Origin of the sequence: Cypionkella psychrotolerans, assembly GCF_001294535.1 — a bacterium.
GTDB lineage: Bacteria > Pseudomonadota > Alphaproteobacteria > Rhodobacterales > Rhodobacteraceae > Cypionkella > Cypionkella psychrotolerans.
In genome coordinates, this window is record NZ_LGIC01000008.1 from 1 (window position 1) to 15,315 (window position 15,315).

Sequence of the window (15,315 nt, forward strand, 5' to 3'; positions counted from 1 at the left end):
CCCGCCTGCCTGATGTCGAGGGCGAGAACCCCAAACGCCAGAAGTTCAAGCGCTGCCCGATCCATTGGCCTCCCGGCGATGCTTGCATCGCCGGGAGGCGGGTTCTTCCACATCCGCTGCCCTCTCGTGGTTTGTCTGCAAACCACGAGAGGGGACATCGCTGAGATGCAGACCGCTGAAGGCAAGCTCTCGCTCTTCGTCGGCATCGACCGGACAGCCAAGTTCGCCGTCGCGCAACGCGTTGCAACGGCTGACAGACGCACCGTCTGGGAGTTCGTGCAACACATGCTCGAAGTCGTGCCCTATCAGGTTCATACCATTCTCCCCGATCGAGCCATTGGAAGCGCCACGGGTTCAAGCCCAATGGCGAGGGGCATCCCGTTCGCCGAGCAACCCCGGAACCGCAATACGATCTACTCCCGGCCAATGCGCTTCGACATGATCTGAGAGGCCAACGGGATTGAACACAGGCTGACGAAACCCAACCACCCATGGACGAACGGCCAAGTCGAGCGAATGCTTCTCGGTGTTTGACGGCAAACAGCTGTCAGCCAACCGAACCGCACGATCAAGGACGCGACGATCAAGCGCTTCCACTACGACAGCCACGACCAGTTGCGGATACATCTCGCCGACTTCCTGGCAGCCTACAACTTCGCCCGACAGCACAAGACGCTGAACGGCCTCAGGCCCTACGCATACATCTGCAAAATCTGGACATCAGAGCCAGATCGATTCATCCTAAACCCGATCCACCGGATGCCGGGACTGAATACTTAGGAGCGCAGAAATTATACCATATATACTGCATAATACATTAAAATAGTTAAATTTTGTTCTGTCGTGCAGCCGAACGTTTAAGCCATTTTCCTGAGGCGATGCTGGTCCGTCTTGTCAGGTTTGTAGAAAAAGATTACCAGAACAAAAGCGGAACAAATAGATGTGATTCCGTGTGCCATATTTTGGATACCTGCACTTACGATGATACGACCACTGCCATCAGCTCCGCGTGCAAGGCGATTAGAGGTGACTCTGTCCGAGGTTTTTGCTGCGAGCGGGGCAGAGGCAGCAGCAGCAGGATTTGTTATAGCTCAGCTTGGCTGTGGCAGCGGGGCGGTACTTTGGGTTCAGGATCGTCTGGCGCAGCGCGAAACCGGGCGGCCCTTTCTGCCGGATCTGGCTGACTTGGGGCCGCTGATATTGATGCAGCTTTCGCGGCCTGCCGACGTGATGATTGCGGCCGAGGAGGGGCTGCGCTGCCGAGCGCTGGCGGCGGTGATTGTCGAAATTCGCGGTGATCACGCGGCGCTGAACTTCACAGCGATGAGGCGGCTGGCCCTGCGGGCGGAGGCAACTGCCGTCCCATGCTGGTTGATCCGACAGGCAGCCACCGCCGATCTTAGTGCGGCGCGGGATCGCTGGCGGATTACAACGCTGCCTTCTGCCACAAATCCAGATGATGCACGCGCTCCCGGCGATCCGTGTTGGCGGGTCGAATTGTTCCGATCACGCGACAGGAGGCCAGGCACATGGATAATACGTCATGAAGGCGGGGCGGCGGATCGTCTCAATCTGGTTGCCGAACTTCCCGATAGAACGCTGGCAGAAGGCACAGGCACGCTTGGGCAACGCTCTGCCAGATGATCTGCCGCAGGTCTTGGCAGCCGAGGGAACCCACGGGCCGGTGGTTCACGCTCTCAACCGCGCCGCACATTTGGCCGGCGTGACAATCGATGCGCGGATGGCGGATATGCGCGCATTTTGCCCCAATCTGCATGTGGATTTTGCCGATCCAGAAGGTGACCGGGCCGCATTGGGTCGCCTTGCACTTTGGGCACGGCGCTGGTGCCCTTGGACGGTTGCCGATGATTGGGCGGTGGTGGGAAGCAATCACGGCCTGATCTTGGACACCACCGGCTCGGATCATATCTGGGGTGGTGAGACCGCAATGCTGGCAGAGATGGAGGCCAGTCTTTCGGGCTTGGGGTTTTCGGCCCAACTGGCGCTTGCTCCAACCTGGGGCGCGGCATGGGCGCAGGCGCGGTTCGGACCGGTGCGGGCAATCTGTGTCGATCCCACGCCGCTGTCGGTGGCAGCCCTGCGGCTGGATGGCGAAACCGTGCTGCTGCTGAACCGTCTTGGCTTGCGTACAATCGGCCATCTCGCCAACCTGCCGCGCCTGTCATTGGCACGCCGGTTTTCGCGTGCCGCCCCATCGCAGAACCCGTTGATCCGGCTGGATCAGATGACCGGGCACTTGCCCGAACCGGTTTCACCGCCCGACGCACCACCCGACTTTCGCGCTGATGTCCGGCTGCCCGAACCAATTCTTGACCCCACCAATCACCTGCCTGACCTTTGCACGGCGCTGTGCGATCAATTCGCCAAGGTGCATCGGGCGGCAAGGCGGCTGCGACTGACAGTTTACCGCACTGACGGCACTGTCAGCTACATCGAGGCCGCCTGTGCCTCACCCAGTCGCGATCCTGCCCATCTGGCTTTCCTGTTTCGTGATCGGCTGGAGAAGATTGACCCCGGCTACGGATTTGATCTGATCTCGCTGGAAGCCCTGATCACCGAAGCTCTGGGCACCCAGCAGGTTGATCTGGCGGGCAGCACCGATACCGGGCTGGAACTTGCGCATCTGGTCGACCGGCTGACGGTGCGGTTTGGCCGCAATGCGCTGACACAGCTTCAGCCTGTCGCAAGCCATATCCCAGAGCGCGCCGAAATCCGGGCGGCTCCGCTGGATCCGCAGCCAGACCGCGCCACAATCAACGCATTGATCCGGGCCGAGCGCCCGCAACGCCTGCTGGATCACCCCGAGGAAATTCAAGTGCTTTATGCCGTGCCGGAAGGCCCGCCCGCACAATTTCAGTGGCGGCGGCGCAGCTACCGTGTGGCGCGCTATCAAGGCCCAGAGCGGATTGCACCAGAGTGGTGGCAAGACCGTGCCGGCACCCGTCTGCGGGATTATTTCAGGATCGAGGATGAGACCGGCCAGCGACTGTGGATTTACCGCGAGGGGCTGCATGATGATGGCCGTGGCGGCTCCCCCCGCTGGTTCTTGCACGGGATATTTGCCTGATGCCCGACAGTGACAATCGCCGCATCCGCAAGACGCTGATCGGGGACTTCCCGCCCAATCCGCGCAGCCATTATGTCGAGCTTGGCGTGACCACGCCCTATTCCTTTTTGCACGGCGCGTCAGATGCCAGCGAACTCGCTGCCATGGCCCATGCCCTTGGCTATGATGCGCTGGGTGTGGCCGATCTGAACACGATGGCAGGTGTGGTGCGCATGCATGCCGCGGCCCGCAAGGCCAGTCTGCGCCCTGTTATTGGCTGCCGTTTGCGTCTGATCACTGGGGAGGAGTTTTTGGCCTACCCAAGCGACCGACCCGCCTATGGTCGCCTTTGCAGCCTTCTGACCAAAGGCAAGCGGCATGATGCAGAGGGGCGGTGGCAGACCAAGGGTGCTTGTGACATCTCGCTTGGCGATCTTGCAGCCCATGCTGAGGGTGTTCAACTGATCGCTTTGCCCGACGCGACGCTGGCCCGCCGCCTACCCGCGTTGGTGCATCGCCTGCCAACCCTGCGACATATTGCTGTCAGCTACCTTTACCGGGGTGACGACCGCGCACGGATCAACCGGTTGGACCGGCTGGCAAAGTCACATGGCTTGTCGATCCTCGCCACCAATGACGTGCATTACCATGCGCCCGACCGCCGCCCCTTGCAGGATGTCATGACCTGCATCCGCGAGAAAACCAACATCCACAAGGCAGGCTTCCTGCTCGACGCCAATGCCGAACGGCATCTCAAATCGCCCGCTGAAATGGCGCGTCTGTTCGCCGACTGGCCCCACGCCATCCATGCCACACGACAAGTCGCTGATGCCTGCACCTTCGATCTGCGGCAACTGAAATATACCTATCCGAAGAAGAATCTTCCGCCCGGCGAAACGCCGCAAAGCCAACTGGAAAAACTGACATGGAAGGGGGTCGCCCATCGCTACCCCAGCGGAATACCCGATAAGGTTCACGCCACTTTGCTGAAAGAACTGGGTATTATCGAACTCAAAAACATCCCCCAGTATTTTCTGACCGTCCACGAAATTGTCCTTTGGGCACGCGAGCAGGGTATTCTGTGCCAAGGCAGGGGTTCGGCTGCCAATTCGGCGGTTTGTTTTGTGCTGGGCATTACATCGGTCGATCCAGCCGAACAGGAATTGCTGTTCGAGCGCTTCATCAGCATTGACCGTGATGAGCCCCCGGACATCGACGTAGATTTCGAGCATGAGCGGCGGGAAGAGGTGATCCAGCACATCTATGACAAATACGGACGCCACCACGCCGGCCTTTGTGCCACCGTTATTCATTATCGCCCACGCTCTGCCATCCGCGATGTCGGCAAGGCAATGGGCTTGTCAGAAGATGTGACGGCGGCTTTGGCGAAAACTGTCTGGGGCAGTTGGGGCACCAGCATGGGCGAGGCGAACTCGACCGAGGCTGGGGTAGATCTGACCGACCCCCTTATGTCGCGGACGCTGCGTCTTGCCGAGCAGATGATCGGCATGCCCCGTCATCTTTCCCAGCATGTTGGCGGGTTCATCCTGACTGAAGACCTGTTGTTCGAAACCGTGCCCATCGGCAATGCCGCTATGCCCAAGCGCAGCTTCATCGAATGGGACAAAGACGATATCGACGAACTTGGCATCTTGAAGATTGATGTGCTCGCGCTTGGTATGCTGACGTGCATTCGTAAATGCTTTGAACTGTTGAAAGCGCATTACGGCATCGAAAAGACCCTGGCCACTATCGAGCCGAACGACACAGACACCTATGACATGCTGTGCCGCGGCGATAGCATTGGCGTATTTCAGGTAGAAAGCCGCGCGCAGATGAACATGCTGCCAAGGCTAAGGCCGTGCGAGTTTTACGATCTGGTGATTGAGGTCGCTATCGTCCGACCGGGGCCTATTCAGGGCGATATGGTGCATCCCTATCTGCGCCGCCGCAGCGGCGCCGAGCCTGCGATCTATCCCAAACCGGGGCCGGAGCACCCGCAGGATGAGTTGGAAAACATCCTCAGGCGAACGCTTGGCGTGCCTATCTTTCAGGAACAGGCGATGAAGATCGCGATGGATGCGGCGAAATTCAACTCGGCCGAGGCCAATGAATTACGCCGCGCCATGGCGACCTTCCGCTCACGCGGCACCATTGGGGATTTGCAAGACAAGATGGTCAGCAAAATGGTAAATCGCGGCTATGATCCCGACTTCGCTCAGCGCTGTTTTAATCAGATCAAGGGTTTCGGCGACTACGGCTTTCCCGAAAGCCACGCCGTCAGCTTCGCTCTGTTGGTCTATGTCTCGTCTTGGCTGAAATGCCATCATCCGGCCGTCTTTGCGTGTGCGCTACTGAACTCCCAGCCCATGGGGTTCTATGCCCCGGCCCAAATTGTGCGCGATGCCCGCGAACACGGGGTCGAGTTGCGCGACGCAGATGTGAATTTCAGCGAATGGGACAATACGCTGGAGCCGTCGGGCAACCGTTTCGCACTGCGCTTGGGCCTATGCCAAATTGACGGCGTGACCCGCAATGCGGCAGAACTTTTGTTGCAGGTGCGCAGTGCACCCTTTGACAGCCTGTCCGATCTCGCTGCGCGCGCAGGCCTGAATGGCCGCACCATCCGCAGCCTTGCCGCCGCAGATGCCTTCCGGTCCATTGGGCTCGATCGCCGCGCTGCGTTGTGGGAGGCGAAGGCACTGCGCGACGCGCCCAATCTGCCATTGTTTCAACCCGGACAGGATGAAGGACCAGAGGCTTTGACCAGCCTACCGCAAATGCCGCTGTGCGAACATGTTGTGGCCGATTACCAGACGCTGCGCCTGTCCCTGAAAGCGCATCCAATGGCCTTTCTGCGCACCAGCATGATGCAGCAAGGCTTTGTCTGTGCGGCTGATCTGCCCCGCAGGCCCAACGGAGGCCGGGTGCAACTGGCAGGTTTGGTGCTGGTGCGCCAACGTCCCGGCAGCGCCAAGGGCGTCTGCTTCATCACGGTTGAGGATGAAACCGGTGTCGCCAATCTGGTTGTCTGGCCCAAGGTGATGGAAGCTTTTCGCAAAGTGATCATGACCGCCCGTCTGATGCAGGTGACGGGCCGATTGCAACGCGATCCGGTCTCTGGCGTGACTCACATCGTCGTCGAAAGTCTGCGCGATCGCAGCGAAGTTCTTTTGCGTCTGTCGGACCGCAGCCTTGTCCCCCAGCTGTCGCGCGCAGACGAGGTGAAAAACCCGATCCCAGCCCCGACACACCGCCACCCGAGGAATGCACGGATTATCCCCGGTTCAAGGGATTTTCACTGACCAAGCCGTTCTTCTGTAGCCAATATCCCCAGAACGCGGAATTGCCTAATATCCCACCTGCCTTCACCTCAACTCATTCGAAAAGCGCATAAAATGCCGGATCACATCGCAGCCAAACAACCCGAGCAAACAGCCCGGAAAACGCATGCATTGTTCTTCGCAGCAATTCCGCCTGCTGAAATCCATGCCCAGATGGCAAGCGCATGGCAATCTTTCGGCACGGATGCGCTTTTTCGCCACCACACGCTCCACCTCTCCCTCTACGGGATTGCCGAGATGGATGATCTTGATCCCATCCTCGTTCAGCGCGCCAGCCAAGCAGCCACCAGAGTGCGGACGGCGCCATTCACCCTGTGTTTTGACCGGCTGATGACATTCAATGGGCAGCCGGAAAAACCCCCGCTCGTGGTCGCGACGGATGGCGCAAGCAATAAGCCCCAAGAGATCGCAGCCGAGTTGCATGCCGCACTCCGCGCGCTGGGCATTACCGCTTCTCGATCCCAGAAAGTTAATCCACATGTGACGCTCGCCTATGGCCCCGGCTTCTCTGGCGAAAGGCACCTCACCAAACCAATCGTTTGGACGATTAGCGAAATCACATTGATCGGCAGCCTTCACGGTCAAGGCCGCCATGTATCGCTTGGGCAGTGGCCGCTACCGCGCGACAGACAACAACCTAGTTTTGATTTCTGAATGACCGCCGGATCAAGTGCCACCGCGGCTCAAAACAACTGAGATGCCGCTTTTTGCATCAAGTGCCTGTCCCCGAAAATCAACGCAACGGCCATAGACGCGCACCGCAAACCGCCTCGACACAAATCCGGGCCAGAGATGTGCGCGCTAAGGGTCGACAACGGCCCGGAATACATCAGTGGCAAGCTTATGATATGGGCCGAGAAACGGGGCATCACCATTCAGCACATCCAACCCGGCCAGCCGCAACACAACGCCTCCATCGAGCGCTACAACCGCACCGTCCGGCATGAATGGCTCGACCAATACATCATCGAAACCATCGAGGAAGCCCAAGACCACGCCACCCAATAGCTCTGGACTTACAACAACGACCGCCCGAACATCCCTTTCATGGTTTGCAAGCAAACCATTGCCGGGCAACGGGGCATCGGCGGCATCACACCCGCCCAGAAACTGAAAATGGCCGCATAAGTTCTACGAGTGCACCCCGTTAGAAATGGGGGGATTACCCCGGACATGATTACCTGCGTTGCAGACAAGGCGACGACGAAACCTCCACGCAAGATGGCCACACTGCTTCATGCGTTGGATGTCGGACTTCCAAAGGAGGAGTTGTTCACATGGTCGCCGAATGTCACTGGAAGCATCCGCCAGGAAAAGAAACGTGCCGGCCGCATGGAGTTCATTAAGCGCTTCGTCAGCCTGACCAGCCAGGTAGAGTTGCGAGACAAAAATGTCGTTATCGTTGACGACCAGTACACGACCGGCGCAACGACGATGTCGCATATCGAAATGCTACTGGACGCAGGGGTACGGAACGTGCTGTTCGTAGCGCTGTTCTATCTTACCGAGGAAGTGCCGATCGAGAATACCTGCCCAAGATGCGGCAAGCCCACGCGGATTAAATACCGGAAACGCGACGGCGCGCCGTTCTACAATTGCGTCCCTCCCGACTATAATGGAACTGGTTGCGGATGGATGGGGAATCTCGCCAATGGCTGACACAGAGCTTACACGACACCTCCTTGCACTGCTTGAGCTCAAAGGCGTTGGCCCAAGCGCTGTGAAGAAGAACATCGGCCGTATCCAATCATCGCTGACGGAACCGGATGTCTTTGAGGCAATTGCCGCAATAATCGGCGAAAAGGTCAACAAAGACGACTGGCAGTCGGCACTCACCAAGTCAGATCAACACCTCTATCGTTGCGGTCAGGTTGCCGCGTCGAGCGAACCCTCATCGGTTGCTGTCTTCTTAAAGATGCGCTCCAAGCTGCGGGTCTGCAGCGGCATGCGAAACCTTTCCCAAACTCGGGCACGACGCTTTTGCCTTCGCTGCAGAAGAAACCAAATCGCCGCTGATGCGTTTGCGTCTCGTGACCCCGCCGCGCTTCAAGGGCAACGGCTCGATCATTATATGAAAGCCCTAAGCGTCTAAGCTGGGAATTAAAGGAAGACCAAAGATGACACAGACCGAAACGAAGCATCGTCAGATTGTTCTGGCCGAGCGCCCCAAGGGTGAGCCGACTGAAAAGACGCTGCGTTTGATCGAGGCTGAGTTGCCTTTGGCTGGCGCGCATCAAATGCTTCTGCGCACCGAATTCCTCTCGCTTGACCCCTACATGCGTGGGCGGATGAGCGATGCACCATCCTACGCTGCGCCAGTGGAAGTCGGCGGCGTCATGGTTGGCGGAACGGTTGCGCGCGTTGTCACCTCGCAGATCCAAGGTTTCAAACCGGGAGACTGGGTGCTGAGCTTTAATGGCTGGCAGGATTATGCGGTGTCAGACGGCCAAGGCGTGACCAATCTGGGGCAATCCCCTCAGCACCCGTCTTGGGCGCTGGGGATCATGGGAATGCCGGGGTTTACCGCTTGGGCAGGGTTGACGCAGATTGGCGCACCCAAAGCTGGTGAAACCATTGTTGTCGCAGCGGCAACCGGTCCGGTTGGTGCCACTGTGGGACAGATCGGAAAATTACTCGGTTGCCGGGTTGTCGGCGTTGCAGGGGGCGCAGAAAAATGTGCCTACGCTGTAAGCGAGCTTGGGTTTGACCATTGTATCGACCACAAAGCCCCAGATTTTGCCGAGCAGCTGAAGGCTGCCTGTAGCGAGGGCATTGATGTCTATTTCGAGAATGTCGGCGGCAAAGTCCTGGATGCGGTTATTCCGCTGCTCAACCCCAATGCGCGGATGCCCGTTTGCGGGCTGGTTTCGCAGTATAATGCCACCGATTTGCCCGCAGGTCCTGATCGTATGAACTGGCTGATGGGCCAGATTCTGCGCAAGAAAATAAAGGTGCAAGGCTTTATCATTTTCGACGATTTCGGCCATCTCTACCCAGAGTTTGCCAAGGAAATGAGCGCTTGGATCGAGAGTGGGAAAATCAAATATCGTGAAGAGATCATTGATGGTCTCGAAAATGCCCCCAAGGCTTTTATTGGCCTTCTGAAGGGCGAGAATTTCGGCAAGCGCGTGATCCGCGTTGGTAAAAACTGAAGACCTGAAAGGACATCACATGAAAATTCTAATGGTGCTGACGTCGCATGACCAACTGGGCGGCACTGGCAAGAAAACCGGCTTCTGGCTGGAAGAATTTGCCGCCCCTTACTACGTTTTTAAAGACGCAGGTGCCGAGATAACTCTGGCATCGCCGAAAGGTGGGCAGCCGCCGCTAGATCCGGCAAGCGATGCCGATGATGCGCAAACCGACGACACCCGCCGCTTCAAGGCCGACGCAGAGGCACAAACTCATCTGGCGGCAACGCAGAAGCTCGCTGATGTCACGGAAGTTGGTTTTGACGCGATCTTCTATCCGGGTGGTCACGGCCCTCTTTGGGATCTGGCCGAAGACAAAGACAGCAAGCGCCTGATTGAGGCCTTCGCCGCAGCGGACCGCCCAGTTGGCGCGGTCTGTCACGCGCCTGCAGTGTTCCGGCATACGCTTGCCGCGAATGGCAAACCGTTGGTCTCTGGCCGCCGCGTCACTGGGTTCACAAATACGGAAGAAGAGGCCGTTGGCTTGACGAAAATCGTGCCGTTCCTGGTGGAAGATATGTTGAAAGCAAATGGCGGCAACTACGAGAAGGGCGCTGATTGGGCTAGCTTTGTTTTGCGTGACGGCAAGCTCGTGACGGGACAAAACCCAGCCTCCTCTGCGGAAGCGGCGAAGGCTATCTTGGCATTGCTGGCGTAAGCGACCAATCTGACGAAACAATTGCGGCGCACCTCGGTTGCGTCGCGAATGACCCACCCAAAACTAGCCTAGCTCGTTAAAAACAAGCACAAAGTCCGATGCGCTTGCGTAAATGTATCGGACGAACATCAAGCCCCAGATCACTTGTAAAGAACAAGGAAAGGCAGTCCAGGTGACGCAAGCCAGCGCTTAAGGCCGTGGCGTAGCTGTGTTCGTTCAGCGGCTACGGCTGGAGCTAACCTCCGCTTTTCCTGTCTGGCTTTGACCGCTACGCCGCAGCGCATCAGATCGCTTTCCGCCCATCGCTCAACTCAAAGCCACATCGACGCAGCCGGTCCTTTGCGCGCTTTTGACGCCTCGGCATCCCGGATGCACATTGTCCCCGCAGCCGCCTTTGTAAATAGATGCAACCAAAGGTCATACAAAGTGATTGATCAGGGACAAGCAATTTCTCATCCGAGACCAGCTTTAACCCAGACGAGTGCATCGGTGCACGCTTCGCTTTCGTTAGGCCATCGCCAGTCCAACGGGTTCCGGGGCTAGCGTCTCGCCAGCCGCCAGCAGTAGGTCTTCGCGAAACTGATCGGCCACAAGCTGCACCCCGACCGGCTTTGACCCCACGGAACCAGCGGCAACAGTCAGGCCCGGCAAGCCCATGAATGGAATGGCGATCATCGTAAGCTGCGCCTCCAGCACCGCATCGAACGCGGCGGGCGAGGCGACATCCTGGTGATTGAGGAACGGCAACTCACCTGAAACGGGGCACAGCACCAGCGGCCATTCCGCCAGAAAGGTCCGCCACAGCCGGGTGAGGCGCGCACGCGCTTTCAATGTGGCCATCAGGTCGGGCAGATCAATCTCGGGGCAATGGCGGGTCATCTGTGCATAGACGAAATTTGCATCCAGATCGTTTTCGGCGCGCAACGCGGCTGTGCCGTCCTGTCTGAACTCGGCCATCCACAGGCGCAACTGCATGTCGCGCGCCTCGCGCAAGGGCGGCGGGGTCACATCTTCAACCTGATACCCCGCGTCGCTGAGTTTGGCTGCAGCAGCACGCAGTGCATCGCGGACCGGCTGGGCCACCTCCATGCCATCGGGCGCCTCGACATAGGCGACCTTGCGCGACATATCGGCACCCCGCAGCGGCATCGGCTGCCACCAAGGATCGCGCATGTCCCGAGCAGCCATTGCAGCCAATGCAAGTCGCAGATCTGGGATGGAGCGTGCCAACGGTCCTGACACCGCCATCAACTGTCCGCCGATCAGCCGATCTCCGGCGGTCGCGTTGAAACTGGGAACACGTCCTAGCGACGGGCGCAGGCCATGCACGCCGCAGGCATAGGCCGGATATCGGATCGACCCGGCAATGTCGGTGCCATGGCTGATCGCCCCCATGCCCGACGCGACCGCAGCCCCGGCCCCGCCGGACGATCCCCCCGGCGTCAGGGTATCGTCGCGCGGGTTTGTCGTCGCGCCGTGCAGGCTGTTGCGGGTGAACCATCGCAGCGAAAAGGCGGGGGTGTTCGTGCGACCCACGACAATCGCTCCGGCTTTGCGCAGGTTGGCCACCACGGGACTGTCGACCTCTGCCATCAGCCCGGCTTGGGTGCGCAAACCGTTCGTGGTGGCAAAGCCAGTCTGGTCGACATTCACCTTGATCGTCACCGCGATGCCAGTCAGTGGACCCGGAACCTCACCACGGGCCAGACCGATGTCTGCGGCTTCTGCCGCTGCAAGAGCCTGCTCATCCATCCGCTGCACAATGCTGTTCAGGGCGGGGTTCACGGCCTCGATCCGTTCCAGTACCGAAGCCACAGCTTCCTTGACGGAAATCTGCCGCTCGGCAATGAGAGGCGCCAGTTCGCTTGCAGTCAATTTCCAAAGCGCAGTCATATGATCTTTCCACTAAGGCCAGCCGCTGCTCAGATGTCGGCCCGGCAAGGGCAGGATGACAGTCCAATCTGATCGCGACAATCGGCAAAAACTGGCAAATTCGGTAGTACATGAGGCCAGCGCGATATAACGACGAAGATGCAGCACTTAGGGCAATCGTGTTGCTGTTGGTCACGGCCTAAAGCGGCCCGTCGGCCTTAATTTATGCTGAAAGGGCTCTCAAGAACAACCGTTGATGCTGAATAGCACCCCAGCCTTCGAACTTTCGCTATACAGGCGGAACTTTCTTCACCCACGATGTCACATCCCGCCGCATCACCTCGTCATCGCTGTACAAGCAACAGGAGTGCAAAATGAAGATCGTGGTAATTGGCGGGACCGGGTTGATCGGTTCCAAGACGGTGGCGGTGTTGAAGGCCCGCGGGCATGACGTCTCGGGGGTTGCGCCTTCGACTGGGGTGGATACCTACACAGGTGCAGGATTGGCCGAGGCGCTGGTCGGTACGGAGGTGGTGATTGATCTTGCCAACTCGCCGTCGTTCGAAGACGGCCCGGCGATGGATTTCTTCCAGAAGGCAGGGCGGAACCTGCTGGCGGCAGGCAAGGTGGCCGGCGTTCGTCACCATATCGCACTGTCGGTGGTTGGCACGGCAAAACTGCAGGGCAGCGGCTATTTCCGCGCCAAGCAGGCGCAGGAGGATCTGATCCGCGCCGCGGGCTTACCCTATACCATCATTCATTCGACGCAGTTCATGGAGTTCATCGGCGCGATTGCGCGTTCAGCCACAGTGGGCGACGAGGTGCATCTGTCGCCTGCATCTTTGCAGCCAATCTTGTCGGATGATGTCGCAGCAGCTGTGGCCGATGTGGCTGAGGCCGCGCCAGTCAACGCCTTGGTCGAGATTGCCGGCCCTGACCGCGCGCCGATGGCGGATTTCGTTGGCAAGGTTCTTGCCGCGGCCGGTGACGCGCGCCGCGTGGTGACCGATCCGCAAGCGGGCTATTTCGGAGTCGTGCTGCAGGACAGCGATCTGGTGCCGGAGGGCATGGCGCGGCTGGCGCCCACCAGCTTTGATACCTACCTTGCCCGTGGCGAGTTCCGGTTGTGAGGCTCTACTGCGCCCCGCTGGCCTGCAGTCTGGCCGACCATATCGCGCTGCACGAAGTGGGCGTGGCCTTCGACCTCGTACGGGTCGACATGCGCAGCAAGTTAACCGAGACGGGGCAGGACTTCCATCAAATCTGCGCCAAGGGTTATGTCCCGGCGCTGGTGCTGGCGGATGGGCAGATCTTGACTGAGAACATCGCGGTGCTGGATTGGCTGTCAGAGAGCTTTCCGGCCCTTGCCCCGCAAGGACCGATGGGCCGGAGCCGACAACTGGAGGCCTTGGCCTTCATCTCGACCGAGATCCATCGTGCCTTCAAGTCGATGTGGCATGGGGGCACAGACCGGGATCGCGCACGGGCGGCGGTGACGGTGACGGGGTTGTTGGCCTTGATGGCCGGGACGATGCAGGGCGACTATCTGTTCGGTGACAGGCTGTCGGTCGCCGATAGCTATCTGTTCGTCATGCTGCTTTGGGCTGAGCGTTTCAAGGTCGAGGTGCCGGACGCAATGGCTGACCTGCGCGACCGGGTGCGCGCGCGTCCTGCTGTGCAGCGGGCAATGGCGACGGAAGGCCTATTTAAGCCACTGCCCGGCCGGGTCTCATGCCCCGGCCGGGTCAATGCCGAATAACGCCGTCCAGCTTGTCGGGGTTTCGGGTGATGTAGATCGCCGTGATGCGGCCTGCTTCGATCTGGAGGGCGGTGGTCTGTGGTTGGCCGTCAATACGGCTGACAAATCCGGGCAATCCGTCAATGATCACCGGCTCCACCAGCTCCATCTTCGCGCCGAACTTGCGTGACCAGCCCTGAAACAGCCGGATCAGATTTTCCACCCCCGAGATCACGTTTGGATAGGATGTGACCTTGCCACCGCCATCGGCGTGGAAACTGGCCCCTTCGGCAAGCATCGCGCCAAGCGCCGCAGCGGCGCCGGACTTGCAAGCCGCGAAAAATGCGCGGGCCAAGGTCTCTGCGGCGTCCCGAGGCATGTCATAGCGCGGGCGGTCAATCTGCACATGCGCTCGGGCGCGCGATGCCAACTGACGTGTGGCGGCGGGGCTGCGATCAATCGTGGCCGCCACCTCCTCCATGCTTTGACCGAAGACGTCATGCAGCAGGAAGGCTGCGCGTTCCAAAGGTGACAGGCGTTCGAGCGCCATCATCAGGGTCAGCGTCAGATTGTCAGGGCGCAGGGCATCGTCCTCGGACTCAATAAGCGGCTCGGGCAGCCAGGTGCCCGGATAGGTCTCGCGTCTGGAGCGGGCTGATTTCATCTGGTCAAGACACAGGCGCGACACGATCCGCGTGAGCCAGGCCGCCGGTTCCTGCACCACCGCCTGATCGCTGCGCTGCCAGCGCAACCAGGCCTCTTGCACCACATCCTCGGCATCGTGGCGCGAGCCAAGCATACGATATGCCAAGCGCAGCAGCCGGGGCCGCTGCGCCTGAAAGATTTCGGTGCCGCGATCAGGCGGCATGGGCTTTTGCGCCCAGCAGGTCGGTCGGATGCGCTGCCCGAAAGCCGACCTGCACCCGGTTCCAGACATTGATAGCACCAATCGCCAGGGACAGCCAAGCGCGCTCATCCTCGGCGAACGCATCCTTTGTCAACGGCAGAGTAAAAGTGGACCAAAGGGCAGCGCAAAATGTTGCCACTTTGGGGTTATCAAGATTGCCGCATAGGCGTGCGCTAGCATCTGGGCGGCCGCGCTTGTCACAGAGCTGGCGGTTGCCCGGATGCTTTGGCCCGTGAGGGCCAACTGCTTACGATGTTGGTATTGGGTTAAGCCTTGTCTTGGCGGGCTTTGCTCTGGCCGAGGCGATAGCTTTCACCGTTCATCTCGAGGATGTTCACGTGGTGGGTCAGCCGGTCGAGAAGTGCGCCTGTCAGTCGCTCAGACCCGAAGGTTTCGGTCCATTCGTCGAAGGGCAGGTTGCTGGTGATCAACGTGGCACCCCGCTCATAGCGTTGCGAGATCAGTTCAAACAGCAGTTCGGCGCCAGTTTTGCTGAGCGGCACAAAGCCCAGTTCGTCGATGATCAGCAGTTTGTGGC

Annotated in this window: 14 protein-coding genes and 2 pseudogenes; 12 read left to right on the forward strand and 4 right to left on the reverse strand. The window is 59.4% G+C overall.

Annotated features, from left to right (window positions below; all coding sequences use genetic code 11):
* The 10 genes and pseudogenes from AKV04_RS25295 to AKV04_RS02670 form a co-directional block, all read left to right on the forward strand.
* Window positions 1-780 (forward strand): annotated as a pseudogene (locus AKV04_RS25295) (integrase core domain-containing protein); the annotation flags it as partial.
* Between the two features lie 246 nt (window positions 781-1,026).
* Window positions 1,027-1,644: an ImuA family protein gene (locus tag AKV04_RS02630; RefSeq protein WP_235815518.1), complete on the forward strand. Its 618-nt coding sequence runs from the start codon at window positions 1,027-1,029 to the stop codon at window positions 1,642-1,644.
* The gene (locus tag AKV04_RS02635) at window positions 1,544-3,088 is read left to right on the forward strand and encodes a DUF6504 family protein (protein ID WP_054004945.1); all 1,545 of its coding nucleotides are present in this window, start codon (window positions 1,544-1,546) and stop codon (window positions 3,086-3,088) included. The genes AKV04_RS02630 and AKV04_RS02635 overlap by 101 nt, the downstream gene beginning before the upstream one ends.
* Window positions 3,088-6,372, forward strand: a complete 3,285-nt coding sequence (locus AKV04_RS02640) for an error-prone DNA polymerase (protein WP_054004946.1) — start codon at window positions 3,088-3,090, stop codon at window positions 6,370-6,372. Before AKV04_RS02635 ends, AKV04_RS02640 begins: the two co-directional genes overlap by 1 nt.
* 93 nt (window positions 6,373-6,465) lie before the next feature.
* Window positions 6,466-7,065, forward strand: coding sequence for a 2'-5' RNA ligase family protein (locus AKV04_RS02645; protein WP_054004947.1), 600 nt, complete (start codon window positions 6,466-6,468; stop codon window positions 7,063-7,065).
* 147 nt (window positions 7,066-7,212) lie between these two features.
* Window positions 7,213-7,539, forward strand: a pseudogene (locus AKV04_RS25300) (integrase core domain-containing protein); the annotation flags it as partial.
* Between the two features lie 45 nt (window positions 7,540-7,584).
* Entirely contained in the window at window positions 7,585-8,070 is a 486-nt protein-coding gene (locus AKV04_RS02655) for a phosphoribosyltransferase (RefSeq protein ID WP_054004949.1), read from the forward strand.
* On the forward strand, window positions 8,063-8,503 hold the full coding sequence (locus AKV04_RS02660; protein WP_054004950.1) for a hypothetical protein: 441 nt from the start codon (window positions 8,063-8,065) through the stop codon (window positions 8,501-8,503). Before AKV04_RS02655 ends, AKV04_RS02660 begins: the two co-directional genes overlap by 8 nt.
* Before the next feature lie 25 nt (window positions 8,504-8,528).
* Window positions 8,529-9,563 (forward strand): NADP-dependent oxidoreductase, encoded by a 1,035-nt coding sequence (locus AKV04_RS02665; protein ID WP_054004951.1) that lies wholly within the window; start codon window positions 8,529-8,531, stop codon window positions 9,561-9,563.
* Window positions 9,564-9,582: 19 nt separating this feature from the next.
* Window positions 9,583-10,260, forward strand: coding sequence for a type 1 glutamine amidotransferase domain-containing protein (locus AKV04_RS02670; RefSeq protein ID WP_054004952.1), 678 nt, complete (start codon window positions 9,583-9,585; stop codon window positions 10,258-10,260).
* A 507-nt stretch (window positions 10,261-10,767) separates the two neighbouring features.
* Here AKV04_RS02670 and AKV04_RS02675 read toward each other — a convergent pair.
* Window positions 10,768-12,153, reverse strand: coding sequence for an amidase (locus tag AKV04_RS02675; RefSeq protein WP_054004953.1), 1,386 nt, complete (start codon window positions 12,151-12,153; stop codon window positions 10,768-10,770).
* A gap of 353 nt (window positions 12,154-12,506) precedes the next feature.
* Here AKV04_RS02675 and AKV04_RS02680 point away from each other — a divergent pair, with 353 nt between their 5' ends.
* Both AKV04_RS02680 and AKV04_RS02685 read left to right on the forward strand, forming a co-directional pair.
* Window positions 12,507-13,262, forward strand: coding sequence for an SDR family oxidoreductase (locus AKV04_RS02680; RefSeq protein WP_054004954.1), 756 nt, complete (start codon window positions 12,507-12,509; stop codon window positions 13,260-13,262).
* Window positions 13,259-13,891: a glutathione binding-like protein gene (locus tag AKV04_RS02685; RefSeq protein WP_054004955.1), complete on the forward strand. Its 633-nt coding sequence runs from the start codon at window positions 13,259-13,261 to the stop codon at window positions 13,889-13,891. Before AKV04_RS02680 ends, AKV04_RS02685 begins: the two co-directional genes overlap by 4 nt.
* On the opposite strand, the gene AKV04_RS02690 is transcribed toward AKV04_RS02685, so the two are convergent.
* The 3 genes from AKV04_RS02690 to AKV04_RS02700 all read right to left on the reverse strand — a co-directional run.
* Entirely contained in the window at window positions 13,878-14,738 is an 861-nt protein-coding gene (locus AKV04_RS02690) for a sigma-70 family RNA polymerase sigma factor (RefSeq protein WP_054004956.1), read from the reverse strand. The genes AKV04_RS02685 and AKV04_RS02690 overlap by 14 nt on opposite strands.
* Window positions 14,728-14,871 (reverse strand): hypothetical protein, encoded by a 144-nt coding sequence (locus AKV04_RS02695; protein ID WP_202905551.1) that lies wholly within the window; start codon window positions 14,869-14,871, stop codon window positions 14,728-14,730. Before AKV04_RS02695 ends, AKV04_RS02690 begins: the two co-directional genes overlap by 11 nt.
* 172 nt (window positions 14,872-15,043) lie before the next feature.
* Window positions 15,044-15,315: ATP-binding protein (locus AKV04_RS02700; RefSeq protein ID WP_162232820.1), on the reverse strand; the 272-nt coding region annotated here is incomplete at its 5' end.

What these genes read in the sequence shown, in the direction of transcription:
- AKV04_RS02635 (WP_054004945.1), top strand. Translation starts at nt 1,544, where the DNA reads ATGAAGGCGGGGCGGCGGATCGTCTCAATCTGGTTGCCGAACTTCCCG.
- AKV04_RS02640 (WP_054004946.1), top strand. Translation starts at nt 3,088, where the DNA reads ATGCCCGACAGTGACAATCGCCGCATCCGCAAGACGCTGATCGGGGAC.
- AKV04_RS02645 (WP_054004947.1), top strand. Translation starts at nt 6,466, where the DNA reads ATGCCGGATCACATCGCAGCCAAACAACCCGAGCAAACAGCCCGGAAA.
- AKV04_RS02655 (WP_054004949.1), top strand. Translation starts at nt 7,585, where the DNA reads ATGATTACCTGCGTTGCAGACAAGGCGACGACGAAACCTCCACGCAAG.
- AKV04_RS02660 (WP_054004950.1), top strand. Translation starts at nt 8,063, where the DNA reads ATGGCTGACACAGAGCTTACACGACACCTCCTTGCACTGCTTGAGCTC.
- AKV04_RS02665 (WP_054004951.1), top strand. Translation starts at nt 8,529, where the DNA reads ATGACACAGACCGAAACGAAGCATCGTCAGATTGTTCTGGCCGAGCGC.
- AKV04_RS02670 (WP_054004952.1), top strand. Translation starts at nt 9,583, where the DNA reads ATGAAAATTCTAATGGTGCTGACGTCGCATGACCAACTGGGCGGCACT.
- AKV04_RS02675 (WP_054004953.1), bottom strand. Translation starts at nt 12,153, where the DNA reads ATGACTGCGCTTTGGAAATTGACTGCAAGCGAACTGGCGCCTCTCATT.
- AKV04_RS02680 (WP_054004954.1), top strand. Translation starts at nt 12,507, where the DNA reads ATGAAGATCGTGGTAATTGGCGGGACCGGGTTGATCGGTTCCAAGACG.
- AKV04_RS02690 (WP_054004956.1), bottom strand. Translation starts at nt 14,738, where the DNA reads ATGCCGCCTGATCGCGGCACCGAAATCTTTCAGGCGCAGCGGCCCCGG.